Annotated in this window: 22 protein-coding genes; 8 read left to right on the forward strand and 14 right to left on the reverse strand. The window is 67.6% G+C overall.

Annotated elements, in window-relative coordinates:
- Positions 1-25: 25 nt before the first annotated feature.
- Positions 26-697 (reverse strand): response regulator, encoded by a 672-nt coding sequence (locus ACV229_RS02310; protein WP_448081493.1) that lies wholly within the window; start codon positions 695-697, stop codon positions 26-28.
- A gap of 138 nt (positions 698-835) precedes the next feature.
- Positions 836-2,071 carry a multidrug effflux MFS transporter gene (locus ACV229_RS02315; RefSeq protein ID WP_448081494.1) on the reverse strand — a complete coding sequence of 412 codons (1,236 nt, stop codon included), beginning with the start codon at positions 2,069-2,071 and terminating at the stop codon, positions 836-838.
- 104 nt (positions 2,072-2,175) lie between these two features.
- On the opposite strand from ACV229_RS02315, the gene pdxR reads away from it, so the two are divergent.
- From pdxR to ACV229_RS02340, 5 genes are all read left to right on the forward strand, one after another.
- Positions 2,176-3,663, forward strand: a complete 1,488-nt coding sequence (gene pdxR, locus ACV229_RS02320) for a MocR-like pyridoxine biosynthesis transcription factor PdxR (RefSeq protein WP_448081495.1) — start codon at positions 2,176-2,178, stop codon at positions 3,661-3,663.
- A gap of 212 nt (positions 3,664-3,875) precedes the next feature.
- Positions 3,876-4,976: an ABC transporter substrate-binding protein gene (locus tag ACV229_RS02325; RefSeq protein WP_448081496.1), complete on the forward strand. Its 1,101-nt coding sequence runs from the start codon at positions 3,876-3,878 to the stop codon at positions 4,974-4,976.
- Positions 4,977-5,083: 107 nt separating this feature from the next.
- The gene (locus tag ACV229_RS02330; RefSeq protein ID WP_448081497.1) at positions 5,084-6,853 is read left to right on the forward strand and encodes an ABC transporter permease; all 1,770 of its coding nucleotides are present in this window, start codon (positions 5,084-5,086) and stop codon (positions 6,851-6,853) included.
- Positions 6,846-7,913, forward strand: coding sequence for an ABC transporter ATP-binding protein (locus ACV229_RS02335; protein ID WP_448081498.1), 1,068 nt, complete (start codon positions 6,846-6,848; stop codon positions 7,911-7,913). Before ACV229_RS02330 ends, ACV229_RS02335 begins: the two co-directional genes overlap by 8 nt.
- 136 nt (positions 7,914-8,049) lie before the next feature.
- Complete coding sequence (locus ACV229_RS02340) at positions 8,050-9,141, forward strand: porin (RefSeq protein ID WP_448081499.1); 1,092 nt, start codon at positions 8,050-8,052, stop codon at positions 9,139-9,141.
- A gap of 92 nt (positions 9,142-9,233) precedes the next feature.
- Here the strand turns inward: ACV229_RS02340 and hpaI are convergent, their stop codons facing one another.
- Genes hpaI through ACV229_RS02375 form a run of 7 tightly spaced genes read right to left on the reverse strand, consistent with a single transcriptional unit; the run spans position 9,234 to position 15,133 of the window.
- Positions 9,234-10,040, reverse strand: a complete 807-nt coding sequence (gene hpaI, locus ACV229_RS02345) for a 4-hydroxy-2-oxoheptanedioate aldolase (protein ID WP_448081500.1) — start codon at positions 10,038-10,040, stop codon at positions 9,234-9,236.
- A gap of 6 nt (positions 10,041-10,046) precedes the next feature.
- A complete protein-coding gene (hpaH, locus tag ACV229_RS02350) occupies positions 10,047-10,850 on the reverse strand; it encodes a 2-oxo-hept-4-ene-1,7-dioate hydratase (protein ID WP_448081501.1) in 804 nt (267 codons plus the stop codon).
- A gap of 20 nt (positions 10,851-10,870) precedes the next feature.
- Positions 10,871-11,263, reverse strand: a complete 393-nt coding sequence (locus tag ACV229_RS02355) for a 5-carboxymethyl-2-hydroxymuconate Delta-isomerase (protein ID WP_448081502.1) — start codon at positions 11,261-11,263, stop codon at positions 10,871-10,873.
- A 37-nt stretch (positions 11,264-11,300) separates the two neighbouring features.
- Positions 11,301-12,149, reverse strand: a complete 849-nt coding sequence (gene hpaD / locus ACV229_RS02360; RefSeq protein WP_448081503.1) for a 3,4-dihydroxyphenylacetate 2,3-dioxygenase — start codon at positions 12,147-12,149, stop codon at positions 11,301-11,303.
- A gap of 47 nt (positions 12,150-12,196) precedes the next feature.
- Positions 12,197-13,660: a 5-carboxymethyl-2-hydroxymuconate semialdehyde dehydrogenase gene (hpaE, locus tag ACV229_RS02365; protein WP_448081504.1), complete on the reverse strand. Its 1,464-nt coding sequence runs from the start codon at positions 13,658-13,660 to the stop codon at positions 12,197-12,199.
- A gap of 22 nt (positions 13,661-13,682) precedes the next feature.
- The gene (locus ACV229_RS02370) at positions 13,683-14,447 is read right to left on the reverse strand and encodes a fumarylacetoacetate hydrolase family protein (protein WP_448081505.1); all 765 of its coding nucleotides are present in this window, start codon (positions 14,445-14,447) and stop codon (positions 13,683-13,685) included.
- Positions 14,447-15,133: a fumarylacetoacetate hydrolase family protein gene (locus ACV229_RS02375; RefSeq protein WP_448081506.1), complete on the reverse strand. Its 687-nt coding sequence runs from the start codon at positions 15,131-15,133 to the stop codon at positions 14,447-14,449. Before ACV229_RS02375 ends, ACV229_RS02370 begins: the two co-directional genes overlap by 1 nt.
- Positions 15,134-15,286: 153 nt before the next feature.
- Here ACV229_RS02375 and hpaR point away from each other — a divergent pair, with 153 nt between their 5' ends.
- On the forward strand, positions 15,287-15,742 hold the full coding sequence (gene hpaR, locus ACV229_RS02380; RefSeq protein ID WP_448081507.1) for a homoprotocatechuate degradation operon regulator HpaR: 456 nt from the start codon (positions 15,287-15,289) through the stop codon (positions 15,740-15,742).
- A gap of 13 nt (positions 15,743-15,755) precedes the next feature.
- Here hpaR and ACV229_RS02385 read toward each other — a convergent pair whose 3' ends face one another.
- The gene (locus ACV229_RS02385) at positions 15,756-16,967 is read right to left on the reverse strand and encodes an SDR family oxidoreductase (protein ID WP_448081567.1); all 1,212 of its coding nucleotides are present in this window, start codon (positions 16,965-16,967) and stop codon (positions 15,756-15,758) included.
- A 689-nt stretch (positions 16,968-17,656) separates the two neighbouring features.
- Between ACV229_RS02385 and ACV229_RS02390 the strand changes: the two genes are divergently transcribed.
- Positions 17,657-18,004: a DUF3564 family protein gene (locus ACV229_RS02390; RefSeq protein ID WP_448081508.1), complete on the forward strand. Its 348-nt coding sequence runs from the start codon at positions 17,657-17,659 to the stop codon at positions 18,002-18,004.
- Positions 18,005-18,368: 364 nt separating this feature from the next.
- Positions 18,369-20,168 carry a peptidoglycan D,D-transpeptidase FtsI family protein gene (locus ACV229_RS02395; protein ID WP_448081509.1) on the forward strand — a complete coding sequence of 600 codons (1,800 nt, stop codon included), beginning with the start codon at positions 18,369-18,371 and terminating at the stop codon, positions 20,166-20,168.
- Positions 20,169-20,334: 166 nt separating this feature from the next.
- Here the strand turns inward: ACV229_RS02395 and ACV229_RS02400 are convergent, their stop codons facing one another.
- The 4 genes from ACV229_RS02400 to ACV229_RS02415 all read right to left on the reverse strand — a co-directional run bounded on the left by ACV229_RS02400 (position 20,335) and on the right by ACV229_RS02415 (position 26,170).
- Positions 20,335-22,056 carry a cation:proton antiporter domain-containing protein gene (locus tag ACV229_RS02400; RefSeq protein WP_448081510.1) on the reverse strand — a complete coding sequence of 574 codons (1,722 nt, stop codon included), beginning with the start codon at positions 22,054-22,056 and terminating at the stop codon, positions 20,335-20,337.
- 162 nt (positions 22,057-22,218) lie between these two features.
- Complete coding sequence (locus ACV229_RS02405; RefSeq protein ID WP_448081511.1) at positions 22,219-23,655, reverse strand: c-type cytochrome; 1,437 nt, start codon at positions 23,653-23,655, stop codon at positions 22,219-22,221.
- A complete protein-coding gene (locus ACV229_RS02410; RefSeq protein ID WP_448081512.1) occupies positions 23,652-25,430 on the reverse strand; it encodes a GMC family oxidoreductase in 1,779 nt (592 codons plus the stop codon). Before ACV229_RS02410 ends, ACV229_RS02405 begins: the two co-directional genes overlap by 4 nt.
- Positions 25,430-26,170: a gluconate 2-dehydrogenase subunit 3 family protein gene (locus ACV229_RS02415; protein ID WP_448081513.1), complete on the reverse strand. Its 741-nt coding sequence runs from the start codon at positions 26,168-26,170 to the stop codon at positions 25,430-25,432. The genes ACV229_RS02410 and ACV229_RS02415 overlap by 1 nt, the downstream gene beginning before the upstream one ends.
- Between the last annotated feature and the right edge of the window lie 72 nt (positions 26,171-26,242).

Below are 26,242 nucleotides of genomic sequence, written 5' to 3' on the forward strand. Positions count from 1 at the left end.
CAAACCAAGTGAGCGTGCGGGCGATTCATTCGGCCTTCGCTTCCAGCAAGTAACCGAGCCCGCGCAGCGTGACGATCGCGACACCCGTGTTCTCGAGCTTCTTCCTCAGCCGGTACACGTAGATCTCGATCGCGTCCGCGTTGACCGATTCGTCGAGCCCGAAGATCTTCTCCGACAGCGTTTCCTTGTTGATCGCGCGGCCGTTGCGCAGGATCAGCACCTCGAGCACCGAGCGCTCGCGCGGCGTCAGCGGCAGCGGTTCGCCCGCGAGCCGGAAGCTGCGGTCGACGCTGTCGAACGCGAGCGGTCCGCATTCGACCTTCGAATGCTCGTGTCCGAGGCTGCGCCGGATCAGTGCGCGGGCGCGCGCTTCCAGCTCGGTGAGCTCGAACGGCTTCGCGAGATAGTCGTCGGCCCCGAGGTCGAGTCCCTTCACGCGATCCTCGACCGACCCGTGCGCGGTGAGGATCAGCACCGGTACCGGATTGCGCCGCGCGCGCAGCCGCCGCAGCACCTCGAGCCCGTCGAGCTTCGGCAGCCCGAGATCGAGGATCACCAGCGCGTAGTCCTGCGTGCGCAGCACGTGGTCCGCCGCCTCCCCGTCCGCCATGTGATCGACCGCGAAACGCGCGGCGCTCAGCGCATCGTTCAGCGACTGCGCAAGATTCGGATTGTCTTCGACGAGCAGCACACGCATGGGAATTCCGTAAGGTAAGCGTCAGGCCGCTACATTACATGATCCTTTCCATGCCGACGCCTCGCGGAAACACCGGTTGCGCAGCAGGCGCGAGCCCGCGTCGCGTTGCCCGGGCGACCGTCGCGCGACGGCGGGCGTTCACTGCTGCGCCGCGCGACGGTCTCCGGTCGCGACGCGGCGGCCATCGGCGGCGCTCCGCTCGCGAAGGCCGACCACCACCGTCAGGTACGCGACGCTCGAGCTGACGATCACGGCAACCATCGGGCGGGCGGTGCCGTCCGACAGCCACGCCAGCACGCCGCCGCACAGGGCGGCGATCGCCATCTGGATGAAGAAAAAGAGCCCGGAAGCCGTGCCGGCGATCTTCGTGTACGGCTGCATCACCGCGAACTGGCAGGCCGGGATCGCGATCCCGACCGCAATCATCACGAAGAACATCGGTACGACGATGGCCGCCGCCGCCGCGGGGGCGACTGCAGCGCCGCCCCACAGCAAGGCAGCCCCGGCCAGATTGACGCAAGCCGCCGCCGCAATGACGGAATCGGTTTTCCATCGGCCGCTGGTCCGCCTGAACACGCTCGAACCGATCAGATACCCGAGTACGGTCAGGCCGAAGATCGCCGCATAGACCGGGCCGGACACGCCCATTTGCCGCTGGAACAGCGTCGACGATTCCGCGATGAACGGAAAGTAGGTGCAGTAAACGAAACTGATCGCCAGCGAGTAACGCAGGAAACGGCGCTCGCGGAGCAGGCCGCCGTACGTCCGCAGCAGCCCCGGGCCCGGCTCCGGCCGCGCGTCGCTTTCGCGGGTCTCGGGCAAATGCCGCAGCACCATCGCCGTCGCGACGAGCCCCCCGGCCGCAAGCCAGGCGAACACGCCGCGCCATCCGAGCCATTCGGCGATCGCGCTTCCGGCCAGCGGCGCGACCACCGGCGACAGCGCCATGCCGGCCGAGATGCGGCTGAGCATCGTGGCCTGCATCGCGGCCGGAAAGCGCTCGCGCACGATCACTCGCCCGATTACCGTTCCGCTGCAGCCGCCCAGCGCCTGAAGGATGCGTGCAACGACGATCGCCGGGATGCTCGTCGACAACGCGCAGGCGGCGCTCGCGACCACGTAGATGCACAGGCCGCCGACGAGCACGGGGCGGCGGCCGTACCGATCGGACAACGGCCCCGACACCAGCATCGAAAGCGCATAGCCGACCATGTACAGCGTCAGCGTGAGCTGCAGTTGGGCGTCGGTGCCATGCAGCGCGTCCGCCATCGCGGGCAGCGACGGCAAGTAGGCGTCGATCGTGACCCGCGGCAGGCAGACGACGAGCATCAACAGGAACAACCAGCCCCACTCGGGCAACGACCGGGTCTTCATACGGCGAATCCATCTCCAGCAGTTTCGGAATGTCATCCGCAGAAATCTAGGGGAAAAGTGATATAAGCCGAAGGGCCATTAAATCGAACATCGACCAGACCACTATGACGCGAGGCAAAGCCGCGATTCCACTCGATCTGCCGTGCCCTTCCGGGCTGACGACAGGCAGCGCGCAGTCGAAGCACGAGTGCATTGCCGACACGATTCGCGACGCGATCCTGAAACGCCTGCTTCCCGGCGACAGTCCGCTGCCGTCCAGCCGGACCCTTGCCGCGCGATGGGGCGTGGCGCGGGGAACAGTCGAGGCGGCTTACGACCGGTTGTGCGCCGAGGGTTACATCGCACGAACGCGAGGCTCGGGGTCGCGGGTATGCGCGGTCGTGCCGGACAGCTATCTGCGCGCGGCCGCGCAGTCGCGGCAAAGCGTCCCGCGGCGCGCCGACGCGGCTACCGAGCCGGCACGCACGACGGACCCGGGCGGGCCGGAGCATGCAGTACGCCCGGGCGTGCCGTTCATCGCACGACTCGCCGACCCCGGCCTGCTGCCGATGCAGCAATGGAAGAAGTACCTGGGGATGAGCCTGCTTTCCGCCACCGCGAGCGACCTCGGGTCGACGCCGTTGCAAGGCGTCGAAGGCCTGCGCGACGAAATTGCCGGCTACCTGCGGGAATACCGCGGCATCCCTTGCGAAGCCGACGACATCTTCATCACGACCGGCATCCGGCATTCGATCGACCTCGTCGCGCGAACCGTGCTCTGCGCAGGCTCGACGGTGCTGATGGAAGATCCCGGCTACGCATCGGCATGGCAGATTTTCACGATGGCGGGCGCAACCGTGATCGACGTGCCGGTCGATCGGGAAGGCATCGAGACGGCCACGCTGGACCGGCATGCCGACGCCCGCGCCGCGTACGTGACGCCTGCGCACCAGGCACCGCTCGGGGTCACGATGTCGGTGTCGCGCCGGCTCGAACTGCTCGACTGGGCGGTGCGCAATCGAACGTGGATCATCGAAGACGACTACGACGGCGAATTCAGTTACCAGGCCGCCCCGCTGCCCGCGTTGAAATCGCTCGACACGTGCGATCGCGTGATCTACTGCGGCTCGTTCAACAAGACGCTGTTCTCGGGGCTGCGCATCGGCTTCATGGTCGTGCCGGCGGAACTGCGACCGGCGCTGTCGGCCGTGTGGCACGCAACCGCGCGCGCCGTCAGCGTGGCGCCTCAGCTCGCGCTGGCCCGTTTCATCGGGCGCGGCGATTTTGCGAAGCACCTGCGCGCCTGCCGTCACGCATACCGCCAGCGGCGCGACATCGTGCTCGATCAGCTGGCGAAACACGGCAACGGGCATTACACGGTGTCGGGCGAGCAGGCGGGATTTCATTTCGTCCTGTGGTTGCCGCCCGGGATGAACGACGCGTCGTACGTCGCCGCGGCTCACGCGGCCGGCGTGTCGTTGCAGCCGATCCGCGGATTCTGCCGAAGCGCCGAATGCGAAGCGGGCGTCGTCGTCGGCTATTCGGCATTGACGGCCGCTCACGCACGGCATGGCGGCCGGATCCTCGGACAGCTGCTGACGCAGCTCGCGTAGCTGTCGCGACGGCCGAGCCCGGCCGCCCCATGCCCCGTTCTCGCTCCAGGCAATGCCCCGAGCCGCACGAACCGAGGCCGGCGTCACGTCGACCTCGGGAAATCCATGACACAAAGAACGCCATTGTGAACAGAAATGAAAGCAGGCTGAAAGTCCTTCGCAATTACCATCCGCGTCACTCGAACAACACACACGCGTAATTGGAGGAAGACATGCCGTTCGCACCGAAGCACCTCGCCGCCGTCCTGTCGATCGTCGCGGGCACCGCCGCCGGCACCGCCTGGGCGCAGGTTCCGGCCGGATATCCGGGCAGCTACCAGGGCGTCGTCGATGCCGCGAAGAAGGAAGGCAAGCTGATCGTCTATTCGACGACCGACACCGGCCTCGTGCGGCCGCTGATCAAGGATTTCGAAAGCCTGTACGGCGTCAAGGTCGAATACAACGACATGAACAGCACCGAGCTGTACAACCGCTACATCAGCGAGAACGCGGCGAACAGCACCAGCGCCGACGTGCTGTGGAGCTCGGCGATGGACCTGCAGGTCAAGCTCGTGAACGACGGCCTGATGGCGTCGTACGACTCGCCCGAGAGCGCGCACGTGCCGCAATGGGCGCAGTACCAGAAGCAGGCATACGGCACGACGTTCGAGCCGCTCGCGATCGTCTACAACAAGCGGCTGATTCCCGACAGCGAAGTGCCGAAAACCCGCGCCGACCTGATCAAGCTGCTCACCACCCAGTCGGACAAGTTCAAGGGCAAGGTCACGACCTACGACATCGAGAAATCGGGCGTCGGCTTCAACTACCTGACGCAGGATGCGCACGTGAACGAGAAAGTCACGTGGGAGCTCGTGAAGGCGATCGGCGCGACGGGCCCGAAGCTGCAGTCGAGCACCGGCGCGATGATGGAGCGGATCTCGTCCGGCGAGAACCTGATCGGCTACAACATCATCGGCTCGTATGCGTACGCGAAGGCGAAGAAGGACAAGTCGATCGGCTACGTGTTTCCGAAGGACTACACGCAGGTCGTGAGCCGCCTCGCGACGATCTCGAAGAAGGCGAAGAACCCGAACGCCGCGAAGCTGTGGGTCGACTACCTGATGTCGCAGCGCGGCCAGACGCTGATCGCGAACCAGGCGAACCTGTATGCGATTCGCGCGGACGTGAACGGCGAAACGTCGGCCGCGAGCCTGTCGAAGGAACTCGGCGATTCGCTGAAGCCGATCCAGATCGGCAGCGGCCTGCTCGTCTACCTCGACCAGTCGAAGCGCCTCGCGTTCCTCAAGCAGTGGCAGCAGTCGATCAAGCGCTGATCGCCTTTTAAGAAGGCCCACGGCCGAACGCCGCCCGCGACGCGGGCGGCGCCCCCCTCTCCCTGTCGACTTTCTTGATGCGGCCCGCGGGCCGCAGGGGCGAACTCATGCTTTCAACCAGTACACGCGGCGCGCCGCCGGCCGTTCCGCAACCTGCCGGCGGCAGCGCGATTCCCGCGTTGCGCGCCAGCAGCCTGCAGCCGCTCGCCGGCATGCTGCGCTGGATCGTCATTGCGGTGCTGACGGTCGCGGTCGCGCTGCCGCTCGGCTTCATCCTGTTCCAGAGCTTGCTGTCCGCGCCGTTCTTCGACGCGAACAGGACGGTCGGCATCGACGGCTTCCGCTTCATCTTCAGCGATCCCGACTTCTGGTCGGCCGTGAAGAACTCGTTCATCATCGCCGGCGGGATGCTGTTCATCTCGATCCCGCTCGGCGGCATCCTCGCGTTCCTGATGGTGCGCACCGACCTGCCCGGCCGCCGCTGGCTCGAGCCGCTGCTGCTCACGCCGGTGTTCGTGTCGCCGATGGTGCTCGCGTTCGGCTATGTGGTCGCGGTCGGCCCGGTCGGCTTCTACTCCGTGTGGTTCAAGGAACTGCTCGGCGCGGAAAGCGTGCCGTGGAACATCTACTCGATCTTCGCGATCACGGTGATCGTCGGGCTCACGCACGTGCCGCACGTGTATCTGTACTCGTCGGCCGCGCTGCGCAATCTCGGCTCCGACGTCGAGGAAGCGGCGCGCGTGACGGGCGCGCGGCCGTTCCGCGTCGCGCTCGACGTGAGCCTGCCGATGACGATGCCCGCGCTGCTGTTCGCCGGCGTGCTCGTGTTCTTCCTCGGCTTCGAGGTGTTCGGCCTGCCGCTCGTGCTCGGCGATCCGGAAGGCCACCTCGTGCTCGCGACCTACCTGTACAAGCTCACCAACAAGCTCGGCGTGCCGTCGTATCACCTGATGGCCGCGGTCGCCGTGTGCATCGTCGCGATCACGTTCCCGCTCGTGCTGCTGCAGCGCCGGCTGCTGAAGACCGCGAACCGGTTCGTCACCGTGAAGGGCAAGGCCGGCCGCACGACCGTGCTGCCGCTCGGCGTGTGGCGCTGGGTCGCGGTCGCGATCGTCGCGCTGTGGCTCGCGCTGACCGTGATCGTGCCGATCTCCGGCATCGTGCTGCGCGCGTTCGTGACGAACTGGGGCGAAGGCGTCACGCTCGCCGACGTGCTGACGCTGTCGAACTTCATCGAGCTGTTCGAGCAGGACAACCTCGTGCGCGCGATCGTCAACACGCTCGGCATCGGCGTGATCGGCGGCGCGCTCGCGATCGGCTTCTATTCGCTCGTCGCGTTCGCGGGCCACCGCCGCCACGACTGGGCGACGAAGCTGCTCGACTACCTCGTGCTGCTGCCGCGCGCGGTTCCGGGCCTGCTCGCCGGTCTCGCATTTCTGTGGATCTTCCTGTTCGTGCCGGGGCTGCGCGAACTGAAGAACTCGATGTGGAGCATCTGGATCGCGTACACGGTCGTGTGGCTCGCCTACGGGATGCGGCTGATCCAGAGCGCGCTGCTGCAGGTCGGGCCGGAGCTGGAAGAAGCCGGACGCAGCGTCGGCGCGACGCGCGGCCGCGTGTCGCTCGACGTGACGCTGCCGCTCGTGCGCTTCGGCCTGCTCGCCGCGTGGCTCTTGATCTTCATGATCTTCGAGCGTGAATACTCGACTGCCGTCTACCTGCTGTCGCCCGGCACCGAAGTGATCGGCGCGCTGCTCGTGTCGCTGTGGGCGACCGGCGCCGTCGACCAGGTCGCCGCGCTCTCTGTCATCAACATCGCGATGGTCGGCGCCGGTCTCGGCGTGGCCCTGCGCTTCGGAGTGAAACTTCATGGATAAGCTCATCGTCGACGATCTGCATCTCAGCTACGGCGCGAACCCGATCCTCAAGGGCGTGTCGTTCGAACTGAAGGCCGGCGAAGTCGTGTGCCTGCTCGGCGCGTCGGGCAGCGGCAAGACCACGCTGCTGCGCGCGGTGGCGGGCCTCGAACAGCCGTCCGACGGCCGCATCCAGCTCGACGACCAGGTGTTCTTCGACGGCGCGCGGCACGTCGACCTGCCGGTCGAGCAGCGCTCGCTCGGGCTCGTGTTCCAGTCGTATGCGCTGTGGCCGCACCGCACCGTCGCGGACAACGTCGGCTACGGCCTCAAGCTGCGCCGCGTCGCGCCGGCCGAGCAGAAACGCCGCGTGCAGACCGCGCTCGACCAGCTCGGCCTCGGTCATCTCGCCGCGCGCTATCCGCATCAATTGTCCGGCGGCCAGCAGCAGCGCGTCGCGATCGCGCGCGCGCTCGTGTACAACCCGCCCGTGATCCTGCTCGACGAGCCGCTGTCGAACCTCGACGCGAAGCTGCGCGAGGAAGCGCGCGCATGGCTGCGCGAGCTAATCGTGTCGCTCGGGCTGTCGGCGCTCTGCGTGACGCACGACCAGACCGAAGCGATGGCGATGTCCGACCGCATCCTGCTGCTGCGCAACGGCCGCATCGAGCAGGAAGGCACGCCGGCCGAGCTGTATGGCGCGCCCCGCTCGCTGTACACGGCCGAGTTCATGGGCAGCAACAACCGGATCGATGCGCGGGTCGCGGCGGTCGACGGAGACAGCGTGACGCTCGCCGGCGACGGCTGGCAGCTGCGCGCGCTCGCGCGCGAAACGCTCGCGCCCGGCCAGGACGCGCAGGCCGTGATCCGCCTCGAACGCGTGCAGGTCGCCGACAGCCCCGGCGCGAACCGGCTGCAGGCGGACCTCGTCACGTCGATGTATCTCGGCGACCGCTGGGAATACCTGTTCCATTGCGGCGAGCTGCGGCTGCGCGCGTTCGGCCACGTGCCGCGCTCGGCCGGCAAGCACTGGATCGAGTTCCCGACGAACGACTGCTGGGCGTTCGCGAAGGCCGGCTGATTCAGCGCGGCGGCAATCGATTTGCCGCCACGCGCCGCATCGCGCAGGGCCGCACGACGCACGTCGATCGACGTTCTCGGCAGCGCCCTGCGCGCCGCGATTTCCCCAACCCACAAGAACCAAGGAGACACCGTCAATGAAGTTTCGCGCAGAACGTTCCATTCGCGCAGTAGTCCTCACGGGATCGGCCGCTGCAGCCTGCATCGCCGCCCCGGCCGCCCACGCGCAATCGTCGGTCACGATCTACGGGATCATGGATGCCGGCATCGAATATACGAATCATGCGGCGCAAGGCGGCGGCAACGCATTCAAGCTGAAGTCCGGCAACAAGAACACGTCGCGCTGGGGCCTGCGCGGCGTCGAGGATCTCGGCGGCGGGCTGAAGGCCGTGTTCCGCCTCGAAAGCGGTATCGACATCGCGAACGGCGCGTTCGACGACGGCCCCGACTCGATCTTCGCGCGCCGCGCAACGGTCGGCCTGAAAGGCAAATGGGGGGAAATCACGCTGGGCCGCAACTTCACGGTCACCTACGACTACATGCTGCCGTTCGACCCGATGGGCTACGCGCAGAACTACTCGTGGGCGACATCGTCGACGGCGACGGGCGGCCGCAAGGACGGCCTGTTCACGCGCTCGTCGAACGCGGTGCGCTACGACGGCGAATACGCGGGCTTCAGGTTCGGCGCGCTGTACGGCTTCGGCAACGTGCCGGGCAGCGTGAAAACCAGCTCGAAGTATGACTTCGCGCTCGGTTACGAGACCGGCCCGTTCGCGGCGGTCGTCACGTTCGACCGGCAGAACGGCGCGGCTGACAGCGTCACGCCCGCCGATACCGTCGACTACATCCAGGGCATCCACGCAGGGTTGAGCTACGACTTCGGCAACCTGAAGACGATGGCCGGCTACCGCAATTACAAGCGCACGTTCCGCACGACCGCCGCGAACCAGTTGAGCGACATGTACTGGGTCGGCGGGTCGTACCAGTTCACGCCGGCTTTCTCGCTGATCGGAGCCGTGTATCACCAGAACATCAAGGGCGGCACGGATGCCGATCCGACGCTGGTGTCGGTGCGGGCGAACTACGCGCTGTCGAAGCGCACGGTGCTGTACGCGGCGGGCGCGTTCGCGATTGCGCAGCATGGGCAGAAGGTCGGCGTGTCGCGCGATGTGGCCGGGTATGGCGACACGCAGGTCGGCGTGACGGTCGGCATGCAGCAGCGGTTCTGAGTCTCGCCCCGCCCGTCCGCGGCACCGCGGACGGGTAACGAACGACATGCTTCACGCATCCGCACGCACGGTGAACATGTTCCGCCGAGCATTCAATACGTCGCGTCCCCCTTCCGTTCCGCGCGCTCCGGCATGTCCTTGAACGCCGCCGCCAGCCGCTCCGCGCTCCTCGCCAGCAGCGTCGTATCGACCCCCACCGCGACGAATGTCGCCCCCGCTGCGAGGTAACGCCGCGCGGCCGTCTCATCCGCGCTCAGGATCCCCGGCGCCTTGCCCGCCGCCTTGATCGCGCGGATTGCTCCGTCGATCGCCGTCTGCACGTCCGGATGACCGGGATTGCCGAGATGCCCGAGATCGGCGGCCAGGTCGGCCGGCCCGATGAACACGCCGTCGACGCCGTCCACTCGCGCAATCCCGTCGATCGCATTCAGCCCCGCGCGCGTCTCGACCTGCACGAGCACCGCCATTTCGCCGTTCGCGCAATGCAGGTAATCGCCGACACGGTTCCAGCGCGACGCGCGCGCCAGCGCGCTGCCGACGCCGCGGATCCCGTGCGGCGGATAGCGCGTCGCCGCGACCGCCGCACGCGCTTCGTCCGCGCTCTGCACCATCGGCACGAGCAGCGTCTGCGCGCCGAGATCGAGCACCTGCTTGACGATCACCGGATCGTTCCACGGCACGCGCACAACCGGATGCGACGGATACGGCGCGATCGCCTGCAATTGCGCGAGGATCGTCGGTACCGTGTTCGGCGCGTGTTCGCCGTCGATCAGCAGCCAGTCGAAGCCGGCGCCCGCGACGACTTCCGCGCTATAAGGATTCGCCAGACCGAGCCACAGCCCGATCTGCGCGTCGCCGCGCGCCAGCGCGGCCTTGAACGGATTCGATGGAATCTGCATCGTGCATCACCCGAAATGGCACTGGATGGTCCCGAGCGGACCGTAGTCGACGCTGAACGTATCGCCGGCGCCCGCCGCGCATGGCCGCGTGAACGATCCGCCGAGCACGATCTGCCCCGGCTCCAGCGTGACGTCGAAGCGCGCGAGCCGGTTCGCGAGCCACACGACGCCGTTGGCCGGATGGTTCAGCACGCCGGCCGCGACGCCCGTCTCCTCGACCACGCCATTGCGCGACATGATCGCCGCGACCCAGCGCAGGTCGACGTCGGCCGGGCGCACGGGCCGGCCGCCGATCACGACGCCGGCGTTCGCCGCGTTGTCGGCGATCGTGTCGAACACCTTGCGCGGGCGCTGGGTGTCGGGATCGATCGACTGGCTGCGCGCATCGATGATCTCGAGCGCGGGCACCACGTAATCCACCGCATCGTACACGTCGAAGATCGTGCAGTCCGGCCCGCTCAAGCGCTTGCCGAGCACGAACGCGAGCTCGACCTCGACGCGCGGCACGATGAAGCGCTGCGTCGGAATCGTGCCGCCGTCCTCGAAGAACATGTCGTCGAGCAGCGCACCATAGTCGGGCTCGTCGATCTGCGACGTGTTCTGCATCGCCTTCGACGTGAGGCCGATCTTGTGCCCTTTCAGCGTGCGGCCTTCCGCGAGCTTGACGTTCACCCACGCGCGCTGGATCGCGTATGCGTCGTCGATCGTGATGTCCGGGTAGTCGAGCGAGATCTGGCGGATCTGCTTGCGTTCGCGCTCGGCGTCGTGCAGGCGCTGCGCGAGCTGGTCGATGGTGGCGATATCGAGCATGGTGGAATCGCGAATGGGGTTCAGCCGGCCCGCTTGTAGCGGGCGTGGATGTTGTTGTGCTTGTACGAGCCGCTTTCGCTGAACTCGGTCAGCTCCATCGACAGCGCGAGGAAGCGCTTCGCATACAGCTCCGCGAAGTGCGCCTTGATCGCATCGAACAGCGCGTCGCACGCGGCTTTCTTCACGTCGTCGCTGCGGCCCGCGCCGATCTTCAGCGTGACGTGGACGAACGCGTCGTCCGCGGTGCCGTCCGCAACGCAGTAGTCGTGCAGCTCGATCGCGCGCGAGCGGATCCCGCCTGTCGGAAACACGCCGCCCTGCGCGATCAGCGTTTCGTTGATCGTGCGCAGCAGCACGGGAATGCGCGCGTCGTCGCGGATGTTCGACGTGTACTCGACGACGATGTGTGGCATGTCGGTTCTCCTCGGAATGCGTGTCGAAGCGGGCGATTCAGGCCAGCGGAAAGATCGCATTGATCTGTCCGGTGCCCGAGCTCGCGAAGTAGTCGGTGACGATGTCGACCGGCCGGTCGTAGCGGTCCCAGCCGAGCAGGCCGAGCAGCATCGCGGTGTCGTGCATGCCGCCTTCGCCGTAGCACTGCGTCGCATACTCGGGCAGCATCTTGCAGAACGTCGCGAAGTCGCCCTGCTTCCACAGCTCGACGACGCGCAGGTCGACCTGCCGGAAGAATTCGCGGCTGATCTGGTGGATCGATTCCTCGGGGCTGCCGTTGTCGTTGAAGCGATGCGACAGCGACCCGCTCGCGAGGAACGCGACGTTCGAATCGCTCTGTTCGATCGCGTCGCGCAGCGCTTCGCCGAAACGGCGGCTGTCGTCGAGCGCATGCCACATGCACCAGCCGGCGATCGACACGACCTTGAAATGCTGGTCGCCGTTCATGTAGCGCATCGGCACGAGCGTGCCGTATTCGAGTTCGAGGCTGTCGATTTCATGCGAGCGCGTCGCGATCCCGCGCGCGGTCGCAGTTTCCGCGATCAGCCGGCCGAGCGCCGGATTGCCCGGGTACGCGTACTGCATGTCGCGGATGAAATGCGGCAGCTCGTTGCTCGTGTAGGTGCCGGCGAACCGCGCGTTGCAGTTCACGTGATAGCCGGCGTTGACGAGCCAGTGGACGTCGGACACGACGATCGTGTCGACGCCGAGCGCGCGGCAGCGCTCGCCGATCAGCTGATGGCCGCGGATCGCTTCGGCCCGGCAGCCGTGATGCTTGCCCGGCAGCTCGGACAGGTACATCGACGGCACGTGCGTGATCTTTGCAGCGAGGGACAGTTTGCCCATCGTGAGTCTCCGTATCGTTCTTTCCTGCGGCGAACGGCGCGCGCCCGTTACAGCCCCCAGCGCGGAATGTGATGCGAACCCATCGAGATGCACACGTTCTTGATCTCCGCGAACACCTCGAAGCTGTATTCGCCGCCCTCGCGGCCGGTGCCCGACTCCTTCACGCCGCCGAACGGCTGACGCAGGTCGCGCACGTTCTGGCTGTTGACGAACACCATCCCGGCTTCAATGCCGCGTGCAAGGCGATGCACCTTGCCGACGTCCTGCGTCCAGATGTACGAAGCGAGGCCATAGCTCGTATCGTTCGCGAGCCGCAGCCCTTCTTCCTCGTCGTCGAACGGGATCAGGCACGCGACCGGCCCGAAGATCTCTTCCTGCGCGATGCGCATCCGGTTGTCGACGTCCGCGAACACGGTCGGCCGCACGAAGTTGCCGTTCTGCAGGTGCGCGGGCAGGTTCGCCGGCTTGTCGGCACCGCCCGCGACGACGCGCGCGCCTTCCTGCTCGCCGATGCGGATGTAGCCTGTCACCTTCTCCCAGTGCGCGCGCGTGATCATCGCGCCGAGCTGGGTCGCGTGGTCGGCCGGGTCGCCGACCACGAGATTGTTCGCGCGCCGCGCGAATTCCTGCACGAAGCGGTCGTAGATCGAGCGCTGCACGAAGATCCGCGAGCCGGCCGTGCAGCGTTCGCCGTTGATCGAGAAGATCGTGAACAGCGACGCGTCGAGCGCGCGGTCGAAGTCCGCATCGTCGAAGATCAGCACCGGCGACTTGCCGCCGAGCTCCATCGAATATTTCTTCAGGCCCGCGCGCTCCATGATCCGCTTGCCGGTGACCGTGCCGCCGGTAAACGACACCGCACGCACGTCCGGATGCCGCACGAGCGCGTCGCCGGCCGTTGCGCCATAACCCTGCACGACATTCAGCACGCCGGGCGGAATGCCGGCCTCGAGCGCGAGCCGCCCGAGCTGGTCGGCGGTCAGCGGCGACAGCTCGGACATCTTCAGCACCGCGGTGTTGCCGAGCGCGAGGCACGGCGCGGTCTTCCACGTCGCGGTCATGAACGGCACGTTCCACGGCGACACCAGCGCGCACACGCCGACCGGCCGGTACAGCGTGTAGTTCAGCATCTGGTCGTCGACCGGGTACGTGCGGCCGTTCATCTGCACGCACACTTCCGCGAAGAAGTTGAAGTTCTCCGACGCACGCGGAATCAGCTGCTTGCTCGTCTGCGCGATCGGCAGGCCCGTGTCCTGCGTTTCGAGCGCCGCAAGCATCGGCACGTTCTTCTCGATCAGCTCGCCGAGCTTGCGCATCAGCTTCGCGCGCTCCTTCGCGGGCGTGTTCGCCCACTTCGGGAAGGCTTCCTTCGCCGCGCGCACCGCCGCGTCGACCTCGGCCTCGCCGCCCGACGCGACGTCGGTGATCACGTCGCCCGTCGCGGGATTCAGCGTCGTGAACGTGTCGCGGCTCGCGACTTCGCGGCCGTCGATCCAGTGCTTGATGGTCATCTGCTCTCCTTGTGCGGCGGGCTCAGCCGGCGCGATAGTAGTCTGCTTCGCCGACGATCGTGTTCACGAGCCGGCCGATGCCTTCGATTTCGGTCACGACCTCGTCGCCCGGCTTCGTGTCCGCCAGCCCCTCGGGCGTGCCGGTCAGGATCAGGTCGCCCGGCGCAAGCGTCATGAAGCTGCTGATGTGCTCGATCAGCGCCGGCACGTCGAAGATCATGTCGCGCGTGCTGCCGCGCTGCGTCTCCTGCCCGTTGACCGTCGTGCGCAGCGCCAGGTCGCCCGGATCGCCGATCTCGTCGCGGCTGACGAGCCACGGCCCGAGCGGCGTGCAGGTGTCGCGGTTCTTCACGCGCAGGTTCGGGCGGTAGTAGTTCTCGAGGTAGTCGCGGATCGCATAGTCGTTCGCGACCGTATAGCCGGCGACGTAGTCGAGCGCCTGCGCGCGGCGCACGCCGCGCGCAGGGCGGCCGATCACGACCGCGAGTTCACACTCGTAATGCATGTGCGTCGCGTCGGCGGGCCGCACGGTGCGCGACCGGTGGCCAATGAACGTGTTCGGCCCCTTCAGGAAGATCAGCGGCTCGCTCGGCGCCTTGAACGCGAGCTCCTTCGCATGGTCGGCATAGTTGAGGCCGAGCGCGAACGTCGTGCGCGGCGCGAGGGGCGGCAGCCACGCCACGACGTCTTCGGCGACGACCCGCCCCGTATCGAGGCGGATCAGGCCGTCGCCGGCCGGCTCGGCCGCATGCAATGCACCGTTGTAGATCACGCGAGCGGTTTTCATCAGGCATCCTCCGCGACCAGCACATGCCGCAACGTGCCGATGCCGTCGGCGGCGATCTCGATCCGGCTGCCGGCCTTCGCGCGCGGCGCGCCGCCAGGCACGCCGAGCAGCAGCACGTCGCCGGCGTCGAACGACATGAACGCCGACACATCGGCGATCAGTTGCCGCACCGGCCGGATCAGCGTGGCCGTCGACGCGGCCAGCACGTCGGCGCCGTCGATGCGCACGGCCAGCCGGATCGCGTCGACGTCCGCGAGCGCGCCGGCCGGGACGATCGCCGGGCCGAGCGGGCAGAAACCGTCGCGGCACGTGTAGCGCACGGCCGGACGATAGTAGTCGGGATGCGGCACCGATACGTCGCTGGCGAGCGTGAAGCCGTGCACGTAGTCGAGCGCGTCGTCGGCCGGCACGCGGGTCGCGCGGCGGCTGAACACGACGGCCACCGACGCGCCGATCTCCAGCGCGTCGACGCCGGCCGGCACGACAACGGCCGAACCGTCGGGCGCGTGGGTGTTGGCGGGCTTGATGTAGAGAACCGGCGCCTGCGGCGGCCGGCCGTAAGGCGGCTGATGCACCGCATCGCCGAGCGCGTCGAGCGCGGCGCGCTCGTTGAGCAGCGCGCCGTAGACGGTACCGATCGCGACCGGCAGCAGCGGCGCCGCGGCGGTCATGCAAGACAGCTCCATGCGTCATTCCCCTGCCGCGCGTCGCGGCGCATCGTCAATACTTAACATCTTAAGTAAACAATCGGACGCTGACAACCTCGATTACCCTGATATGCGAAATTCGTCACGACCGCCTGTTAAGATTGGCGCGTCCCCGTCCTCCCATTCATGTCGATGAACCGTACGCTCGACCACCGCAATCTGGCCATGCTGCTGCTCGAAGCCCGAGAGACGCTGATGGGGCTGTTCCGCCCGATTCTCAAGGAGTTTGCGTTGACCGAACAGCAATGGCGGATCATCCGCGTGCTTGACGGCGAGCCGTCCAATGCGCTCGAAGCGGGACAGATCGCGCGGCGCTGCTGCATCCTGAGCCCGAGCCTGACGGGCGTGCTGGAACGGATGGAGCGCGACGGCCTGATCAAGCGCACGCGCGCGCAGGAAGACCAGCGCAGGCTGCTCGTCAGCCTGACGCCGCAAAGCCGGAAGCTGGTCACGGAAATCGGGCCGCGCATCGACGAGCAGTACCGGCTGCTCGAGGAGCGCTTCGGCCCGGCGGCGCTCGACGACATCTACCGCGCGCTCGACCGGCTGATCGAGTTCGGCAACAGCCCGTCGTCGTCCTCGTCCTGAACTGCGCGCGCGGTCAGCGCGCCGCGCCGCGCATCAGTTCGGTCACTGCGACGCCGCGCGACGTGCGCATGCATTCCTCGACGTAGTCGACGAACGGCAGCGGCTCGAAATCGATTTCGTCGCGCACGCGGCGGTTGTCGAACACACGGTCGACCGTCGCAAACTCGCCGAAGCGCTGCAGCGCCTTGCCGATCACGCGCTCCAGCGCCGGATCGGCGCGCCCGAGCACGTCGCGCACGACGAGCGGCAATTCCGCCGGCGCGCACGCCGCGTAGCGCGGCGCGCCCGTCATCCCGGCCGCCTCGTCCATCGCCCGCATGATCTGCGCGACCATCGGCGCCTCTTCGCCCGCCGACACGTGGTACACGTCGTGCGCGAGCGCCGGCTTGACGGCCAGCAGCATCGTCGCGCGCGCGACGTCGTCGACCGACACGATGTCGATGCGCGTCATCGGCCGCGCCGTGTAGCGGCGCGCCGCGTGCGCGAGACGGAACACCCAGAACGCATTCGGCGCGGGCCGCGTGCCGAGCACCGTATGCCCGACGACGTGCGACGGCCGCACGACGACGAGCGGCAGCCCGAGCGCGCGCAGCCGCTGCTCCGTGTCGCCCTTTGCCCGCAGATAGTCGGCGGCGAGCACGGCGCCTGCTAGCGGTGTGGACGGCCACCCGCCGGCATCGGCCGTGTCGGCCTCGATCTCCTCATGCACCATGCCGCCGCTGCCGCCGCGCACGAACGCGGTGCCGACATACACGAAGCGCTGCAGGCACGGCGCTCGTGCAAACTGCTCGGCAAAACGCAGCGACTCGTCGGCATCGGCCTGCAGGTGCGCGCCGTCCGCCAGCGACGGATGGCCCGCGCAGTGGATCACGTGCGTCGCCTGCGCGAGGCGCGACGCGTCGGCGCCCTGCCACACGTCGCCGAGCCCGCCGACGATCACGTTTGCGTCGGTGAAGCGTGACGCCCAGTACGGCGCGAGTCCCGCTCGCAGTGCGGCCTCGCGCAGCCGCGCGACCGCGTGGCCGCGGTCCTGCGCGCGCACGACGCAGACGACGCGGTCGAGCAGCCCCGCGTTGACGAGCGCCGTGAGCACGGTGCTGCCGATGAAGCCGGTGGCACCCGTCAGCACCAGCCGCCCGACGTTCGCCGCGGCAACCGGTGCACTGGACGGCGAGACGAGGCTCGTGCGCCAGTTGAGCGACAAGGCGGTTTTCCAGATCAGCACGGAAGTCTCCATCGAAAGATCGGCCGGGCGCCGTGACGCGTCCGGACTCGGGGCACGCGCGCTTGCGTGCCGGCGGCCGCATCGCGCACCCCGGCGTCCCGTCGGCCGGATGTCCGCCATGCGATCGCGTCGGCACGACGGACGCAGGCGGGGCCGCAGACGCATGTCGCGGCGCAGGATCGGGACACTGCAGTGTGGTGCCGGATCCGGAACAAGTCTGTTCCGAAAGTTTCGTGAAAGTGTGACGATTTGTGTGCGGATTGTTGGAGTGTGTGCCCGGAGGGTCAGGCACGCGGCCAGGCACCGCGGTCCGACACGCTTCACCGTCCGCGTGGCGCGCTGTCAAATCACTGAAATATTTCGTCGATAGCGTGGAGTCATCCACACGCCGCGCCGCATCCCGCCTCCGGCACCAGCCGCAGGCACCGCCGCAACAGGCGCGACACATCGACGCGTGCTGCTTCGCGCCCCGCCGTGCCTCGGCAACGCGCAACGCAGTGCCGTTCCGCCCGCAGCCGCTTGCAGCGGGCGTCACACGACGGACAGGCTTTCATCGGACGTCATTTCATATGGAATGCCAATGCGCAAGAACATTGCTTATTGCGCACTGCGTCTTGCGTTTCACCGCAGGCTATCTAGACTGATCAAGTCTAAATGGTCGAATGAGTCATTTTTCAGGAGACGTTGCAATGCGCCTCACTATCCGCATTAATGGCAGCGAATCAGCGACCCGGCACGCCTTCGCCGTGCTGTGGGTCGACACCGACGAAGGGCTGTGGTCTCGCGAAGCACATCAGGGTCTCGATCTCCCGACCTGGGGCAAGGTGAAGGACGTCGAGGGCGCAATGGCGCTCTGCGCGGGCGATGACGGAAAAGCCGTCTGCAAGCTGCAAGGGCTGTCGTTCGACGCGACGCAGCGCGAACAGGGCACCGCCGTGCTGTCGGGCGAGCACGCAAAAGGTGCATGGCGGCTGCAGGAAATCGATACTTGCACGATCCAGCCGGAATACAAGGAATTTATTTCCGTCGATCGATAGCGTTTTTTACCGGTATTGTCTGCAGGTTTCGGGTTTATTCCGGTTTTATCGAAATTCTTTTCCGCATCCGATATTAACGACGCCCCCACCGGGGCGTTTTTAATTGGCCCGAATTCGGATCAATCGGGGTCGGGTATACGCGGCCCGACCGGCCGCTCGCGCCACGCCTGCCCCGTCGCCTCGCACGCCTTTCCCTGCCCCGCTGCCTCCCCCCGCGTCCGCGCTCGGCTGCCGAATCGTCGTCCGGTTTTGCGCCGATCCGGCGGCAAAGGTCGCACTTTCCCAACACATCGATTACTCATTTATTACAATCACGTCATTCGAACTGACAGTTTGCCGCCTCGCGGCTCGATCCAGCCCTCGCATGAGCGTGAAAAAGAAGACCCATCCTGCCGATCCGTACACATCGGTGACCAAGAATCCCATGCTCGCGTCGCGCCTGCCGATGTGGCGCTCGAGGTTCATCGTGATCCTCGTGTTCCTCGCGTTCGCCGCGCTGATCGGCCGCGCGTTCTGGGTCCAGATCGCCAACCAGGCGTTCTACGTCGGCCAGGGTCAGAAGCGTTACCAGCGTACGATCGAACTCGACGCGATGCGCGGCCGCATCGTCGACCGCAACGGCGCGATGCTCGCCGTCAGCCTGTCGACCTATGAAATCTGGGCGAACCCGAAGCAGGTCGCCGAGACCGACTACCCGCAGATCGCGAAGCTGCTCGACATGCCGCTTGCCGAGGTCAAGCGGCGCCTGCGCAACGACCGCACGTTCGTACTGCTCAAGCGCCAGATCGACGCCGACACCGCGAGCCGCCTCGACAAGCTGGCGATCGAGGGCGTCACGCAAATCGCCGATTCGAAGCGCTACTACCCCGAAGGCGAATCGGCCGCGCACGTGGTCGGGTTCACGAACATCGAGGACAAGGGGCAGGAAGGCGTCGAACTCGCCGCCAACGGGCCGCTGTCGGGCACCGCCGGGCAGCGCGAGGTGATCCGCGACCGGCTCGGCCGCATCGTATCGGACACGCGGCCCCTCGTGCCCGCGCAGCACGGCGCGACGATCGAGCTGACGATCGACCGCCGCATCCAGCAGCTCGCGTTCAGCCAGCTCAAGGCCGCGGTGCTCGAGAACAACGCGCAGGCCGGCAGCGTCGTCGTGCTCGACGCGCAGAACGGCGAGATCCTCGCGCTCGCGAACTATCCGACCTTCGATCCGAACGACCGCGCGCGCCTGACCGGCCAGCAGTTGCGCAACCGCGCGGTGATCGACACGTTCGAGCCGGGCTCGACGATCAAGCCGCTCGTCGTCGCGCTGTCGATCGACGAGCGCAAGGTGACGCCGAACACGATCATCAATACGTCGCCCGGCACCTACAAGATCGGTCCGGCGGTGATCCACGACACGTCCAATCACGGCTCGCTGACCGTCTCGCAGGCACTGCAGAAGTCGAGCAACGTCGCGTTGGCGAAGCTCGCGCTGAACCTGCCCGCCGAGACGATCTGGAACAAGTACCAGGAATACGGGATCGGCCGCGCGCCGGAGCTGACGTTCCCCGGCGTCGCGTCGGGCCGGCTGCGGCAGTACAAGCGCTGGCGGCCGATCGAGCAGGCGACGATGGCGTATGGCTACGGGCTGTCGATGTCGCTGCTGCAGATCGCGCAGATGTACACCGCCTACGCCGGCGACGGCACGCTGCATCCGGTGTCGCTGCTGAAGAACGGCACCGACAAACAGACGCTCGACGCGCACCGCGGCCATCGCGTGACGACGCCGCAGACGGCGGCGGCGATCCGCTCGATGCTCGAGATGGCGGTCGGCGAAGGCGGCACCGGGCGCCGCGCGCGCGTCGACGGCTACCGGATCGGCGGCAAGACCGGCACGGCCCGCAAGCAAGTCGGCAAGTCGTACGCGCAGGGCAAGTACCGTGCGCTGTTTGCCGGGATGGCGCCGATGAGCAACCCGCGCCTGATCGTCGCAGTGATGATCGACGAGCCGCGCGGCAAGGGGTATTACGGCGGCACGGTCGCGGGCCCCGTGTTCTCGTCGGTGACGAGCGGCTCGCTGCAACTGCTCGGCGTGCCGCCCGACACGCCCGTCGAGGCGGACAAGCTCGCGCCGCCGAAGGCCGCGGTGCAGACGCAGGCGGCGGTGCCGTCGACGCGTTCATGAGCGCAGATCGCCGCCTGTCGCACCGGCGAGACCCGTGATACCGGCGACATCGATAGCGCCAGCAACACCAGCGGAGCGCCACATCATGCAATGCCGATACGGCACTCCCGCCAACGCGTGCCGGCCGCACGCTGCGCCGATTCGGCCGGGAGGCGGCCCCGCGCGGTCAATGTGAATGCGCGACCGCAGCCGGCTTCGTCATCCTGCCGAGCACATGCTCGGTCATCCCGCGCGCAAGCTCCGTCTCGCCCATGAACACGGTGCCGACGCCCTCGCTCGCGAGCAGCGCGGCTTCGTCGCCGCTGTTCGTGCACAGCACGACTTCGAGCGACGGATTCAGCGTGCGCGAGATCTCGACGATCTGCCGCACGTCGAACACGTCCGGCAGCGTGACCACCAGCATCCCCGCGCGCGCGATGTGCGCCTGCACGAGCACGATCGGCTCGACCGCGTCGCCGGACACCGCCGCGACGCCGTCGGCGCGCAGCTTCTCGACGATCTCGCGGTTCTGCTCGACGACGACATACGCGATCCCGCGCTCGTCGAGCGCGTGCGCGATCCGCGCACCGACCTTCCCGTAGCCGACGATCACGACCTGCCCGGTCAGGTGCGTCTGCGGCGTCGACATCGGCAGCGCGGCGAGCGGATCGTCGCGCGCGTCGAGCCGCCGCGCGAACGCCGAATGCTTGCGGATCCACGCGAGCGCCGGATCGATCGCGGCGAACGCGAGCGAATTCAGCGCGATCGAGATCAGCGCGACCGCCAGGATCAGGTTCTGGCCTTCCCGCGACAGCAGCCCGAGCGAATGCCCGAGCCCGGCGAGGATGAACGAGAACTCGCCGATCTGCGCGAGGCCTGCGCCGACGATCAGCGCGGTATTGAGCGGATAGCGGAACGCGAGCACCAGCGCGACCGCCGCGAGCGTCTTGCCGACCAGCACGATCGCCGCGACCTCGATCACGTGCAGCGGCTCGTCGAGCAGCACCTTCGGGTCGAACAGCATGCCGACCGAGATGAAGAACAGCACCGAGAACGCGTCGCGCAGCGGCAGCGTTTCGTCGGCCGCGCGGCGGCTGAACTCGGATTCGCGCATCATCATCCCGGCGAAGAACGCGCCGAGCGCGAACGACACGTCGAACAGCTTCGCCGCGCCGAACGCGATGCCGACCGCAGCCGCGATCATGCACAGCGTGAACAGCTCGCGCGAGCCGGTGCGCGCGACGAGCCACAGGATGCGCGGAAACACCCGCTTGCCGACCACGAGCATCAGCGCGATGAACGCCGCCACCTTCAGCATCGTGACGCCGAGCGTGCCCCACAGGCTGCCGCCGGCCGCCTCCGCGCCGCCGGGCGGCGTGCCGCCGAGCAGCCCCGCGACCGGCGGCAGCAGCACGAGCACGAGCACCATCACGAGATCCTCGACGACGAGCCAGCCGACCGCGATGCGGCCGTTCACCGACTCGACGAGCCCGCGGCCCTCGAGCGCGCGCAGCAGCACGACCGTGCTCGCGACCGACAGCGCGAGACCGAACACGAGCGCCGCGCCGATGCTCCAGCCCCACAGCAGCGCAAGCCCGCCGCCGAGCGCCGTCGCAACCGAGATCTGCACGATCGCGCCGGGCAGCGCGATCTTGCGCACCGCGAGCAGGTCGCCGATCGAAAAATGCAGGCCGACCCCGAACATCAGCAGCATCACGCCGACTTCGGCGAGCTGCTGCGCGAGCGACAGATCGCCGACGAAGCCCGGCGTGCCGGGCCCGATCACGATCCCGGCCAGCAGATAGCCGACCAGCGGCGGCATTTTCAGCAGCGACGCGAGATAACCGAAGATCATCGCGAGGCCGAAACCGGCCGCGAGCAAAGCAATCAGGCTGACGTCATGAGGCATCCCCCCTCCCTTGTCCGTGTAATCGTTTAGTAAGGTCAAAGGATAAGGGATGAGGCAGGGAAAATGGCGCGCCGCCGCGAAAAATTCACGGGCGGCGGCGCGGGGTCGGACATGGCGGGTGCGGCGCGAACCGCCCCGCCCCGCCCGCGCCCGCCGCGACGCTCAGCGTGCCGCTTGCGGAAACCGCGCACCCGGCGGCGGCTCGGGCTGCGTGCCCGGCGTCGCCTTGCGCACCTTCGCGACCTGCGCCGCGGTGACGGGCGAGCCCGTGTTGCCCCAGCTCGTGCGCACGAAGTTCGCGACGTCCGCGACTTCCTGATCCGACAGGCGCCAGCCGAACGGCGGCATCGTGAACGTCGACGGCGCGGTGTGCGTGCCCTTCAGCGCGCTGCCCGCCAGCACGACATGGATCACCGAAGTCGGATCGTCGCCCTGCAGGACCGGGTTGCCGCCGAGTGCCGGGAACACGCGCGTGTAGCCGCGGCCGTCGCTGCGGTGGCATGCCATGCAGTTGTCCCGGTAGACCGCCGCGCCGGGCTTGCTCGCGTCGCCGGTCTGCAGCGCGTGCGCGGCCGCCCCGTCGTACGCGTACGGCGTCTCGCCCTGCACCTTCGGCGGCAGCGTCTTCAGGTAGCGTGCGATCGCCGTGAGATCGTCGTCGGTCAGGTGCTGCATGCTGTGGCCGACCACGTCCGTCATCCCGCCGAACGCCGCGGTGCGCTGCGTGCGGCCGGTCTTCAGGAACTGCACGATCTCCGCTTCGGTCCAGGCGCCGAACCCGGTGCGCGGCTCGCCGCGCAGGCTCGTCGGCACCCAGCCGTCGATCGCGGCGCCGCCGGACAGGTAGTCCGGCCCGTCCGCGTCGGTGAGGCCACGCTCCTGCATCGTCGGCGCGCGCGGCGTATGGCACGCGCCGCAGTGGCCGAGACCCTGCACGAGGTACGCGCCGCGCGCGAGCACCGGATCGGTGTACGGCGCCGCGTCGAACGGCTTCGGCGCCGGCGCGAACAGCTTGCGCCAGATCCCGAGCGGCCAGCGCATCGACAGCGGCCACACGATGTCGACCGCGCGGTTTTCCTGCTGCACGGGCGCGACGCCGTGCATGAAGTACGCGTACAGCGCCTTCACGTCGTCGTCGGTGAGGCGCGCGTACGACGGATACGGCATCGCGGGATACAGCGTGTCGCCGCTCTTGCGCACGCCCGCGCGCAGCGCGCGGTCGAACTCGTCGAGCGTCCAGCCGCCGAGGCCCGTCTTCGGATCGGGCGTGATGTTCGTCGAGTAGATCGCGCCGATCGGCGTGTCGAACTTCAGCCCGCCCGCGAACGGCTTGCCGCCGCTCGCGGAGTGGCACGCGACGCAGTCGCCCGCGCGCGCCAGATATGCGCCGCGTGCAACGAGCGCATCCGCGGATTGCGGCGCAGCAGCTGCCGGCGCCGGTGCTGCGGCCGATGCAGCAGCCGTGGCACCCGGTTGCGTAGCCGCCATTGCGACGCTGCCGGCGAAGCTCACGGCAAGCCACGCCGCGCCGCACGCGATCGCGCGCGCCACACGGTGCGCGTTCGCCGCGCGCGCGTTGTGATTCACGGTCCTCTTCATACAGTCACCAGCGGAGCGGGGTTTTTCAGGTAGTGCTCGCGGATCGCGCGCGCCGACCAGTAGGCCAGCGCCGCGACGATCCCGGTCGGGTTGTAGCCGATGCCCTGCGGCAGCGCCGATGCGCCCATCACGAACACGTTGTGCACGTCCCAGCTCTGCAGGTAGCGGTTGAGCACGCTCGTCTTCGGATCGGTGCCCATCACCGCGCCGCCGACGAGGTGGGTCGTCTGGTACTGGCGCGAATCGAAGTGCTTGCCGAACTCGCGCGTCGACACGCCGATCGCCTTCGGCCCCATCGCCTCCGCGATCTTCTTCATCTGGCCGGTCACGTACTGCGCCATCCTGACGTCGTTGTCCTTCCAGTCGAACGTCATCCGCAGCAGCGGCTGGCCGTACGAATCGCGATAGGTCGGATCGAGATCGAGATACACATCGCGGTACGACATGTTCGTGCCGTGCGCGTCCATCGAGACCGTGTGCGCGTAGTTGTCCTTGACCGCCTTCTTCCACGCCGAGCCCCACTGCGGCGTGCCGGGCGGCGTCGCGATCCCGCTGATCGGCTTCACGCCCGCCTGGTTCACCCACAGCGGCGAGCCGCCGACGAAGCCGAGCGGCCCGTGGTCGAAGTTGTCCGCGTTGAAGTCGTCGACCGCGACGCCGTTGCCGCCCGCGCCGATGAAGGGGTTCGTGTACGTGTCCTTGTCGAAGAACGCCTTGATCGTCGACAGGTTCTGGTACGCGAAATTGCGGCCCACGACGCCCTCGCCCGAGATCGGGTCGTACGGCTTGCCGATGCCCGACAGCAGCAGCAGGTGCACGTTGTGATACTGGAACGCGGCAAGGATCACGAGGTCGGCCGGCTGCGACACCTCGCGCCCGGCCGGGTCGACATAGGTGACGCCCGTCGCGCGCTTCTTCGTATCGTCGAGATCGACGCGCAGCACGTGGCACTTCGAGCGCAGCTCGAAGTTCGGCACCTGCTTCAGCGCGGGCAGGATGTTCAGGTTCGGCGACGCCTTCGAGTACATGTAGCACGCGTAGCCGCTGCAGTAGCCGCAGAAGTTGCACGGGCCCATCTGCACGCCGTACGGGTTCGTGTACGGCCCCGACGTGTTCGCGGACGGCAGCCGGTACGGATGCAGGCCGAGCGATTTCGCCGCGTCGAAGAAGCGCTGCGCCGAATACGTGTTGAGCTGCGCGGGCAGCGGGAAGTTATCGCTGCGCGGCGCGTCGAACACGTTGCCGTCGCCGACCACCTTGCCGTTGACCTTGTACGCCTGCCCCGACGTGCCGAACACCTTCTCCGCGAAATCGAAGTACGGCTCCAGTTCGTCGTAGCTGACGCCCGTATCCTGGATCGTCATCCCTGCGGGGATGAACTTCTTGCCATAGCGCTCTTCATAGTGGCTGCGCAGCCGAAGCTCCTCCGGCGCGATCCGGAAGTGCACGCCGGACCAGTGCAGCCCCGCGCCGCCGACGCCCTCGCCCGGCAGGAACGCCGCGAGCTGGCGGTACGGCAGCGCCGTGTCCTGCACGCCGTGGCGAATCGACACGGTGGTCTTCGACAGGTCGAGGAACAGCTTCTTGCGGATGTTGTAGGTCAGCTCGTCGATCGTGTTCGGATACGCGCCGTCCGGATACGTATCGCGATACTCGCCGCGCTCGAGCGCGACCACGTTCAGGCCCGCCTCGGTCAGTTCCTTCGCGAGAATCGCACCGGTCCAGCCGAAGCCGACGATGACCGCATCGACGTGCGGCTTTTTATCTGCGGCCATCAGCTACGCTCCCCGTTGATCGACACCGGCCCGTACGGGTACGGCTTGCCGTTCTGGTTGACGAAATCCATGAAGTCCGCGCGCGCACCGGGAAAGCCGATCATCTTCCACGCGGCCATCCCGTGATTGCCGCCGTGGACCGGATCGCAGAAGTAGCCCTCGCGCGTGTTCTGCAGCAGTTGCCCGAAAAACACGTCGGGCGGCACGTCGTCGATCTGCACACCGCCCTTTTCGAGCGCGCCGAGCACCGCGTCGCGCGTCGGCGCGTCGAGATCCGCGAACGCCTTGCCGTGGGTCTTCTCGCAATAGGCGTTGACGGCCGCGATGCCGAGCCGGTAGATGTCGCGCGGCACGAGCTTCAGCTGGTAGCCGAGTTCCGGCACGCCCTGCTGGAACGGCCCCTGCATGTACCACAGCGCGCCGTGCGCGTAAGGCGTTTCCATCTGGCGGTCGATGAACTCGGGCACGCCGGCCTCGAGCGCGCCGGGGCCTTCGGCGTCGGCCGGGATCAGGCGATCGACCGCGGCCTGGACAAACGCCCATTCCTTGGCATCGAAGAAGGTCGGCTTGTACGGCGCGCGCGCGGCGTCGCTCGATGCGGCAGGCGCGTTGCCGGCCGTCGTCGCGGAAGGCGACGACGAGCGCAGGTCGCAGCCGGCGAGCGACGCGATCGGCACGAGCGCGACCGACGAGCGCAGGAAATGACGGCGCGAGTTGGGTTTGTCGGGTGGCGTGGTCATGGTCGGATGATGATCGTTGGGGACAGCGCTTCGAACACGCACATGCAGCATGCGCGGTGCGCGGCGCGAGAC

This window comes from Burkholderia sp. MR1-5-21 (assembly GCF_053427715.1).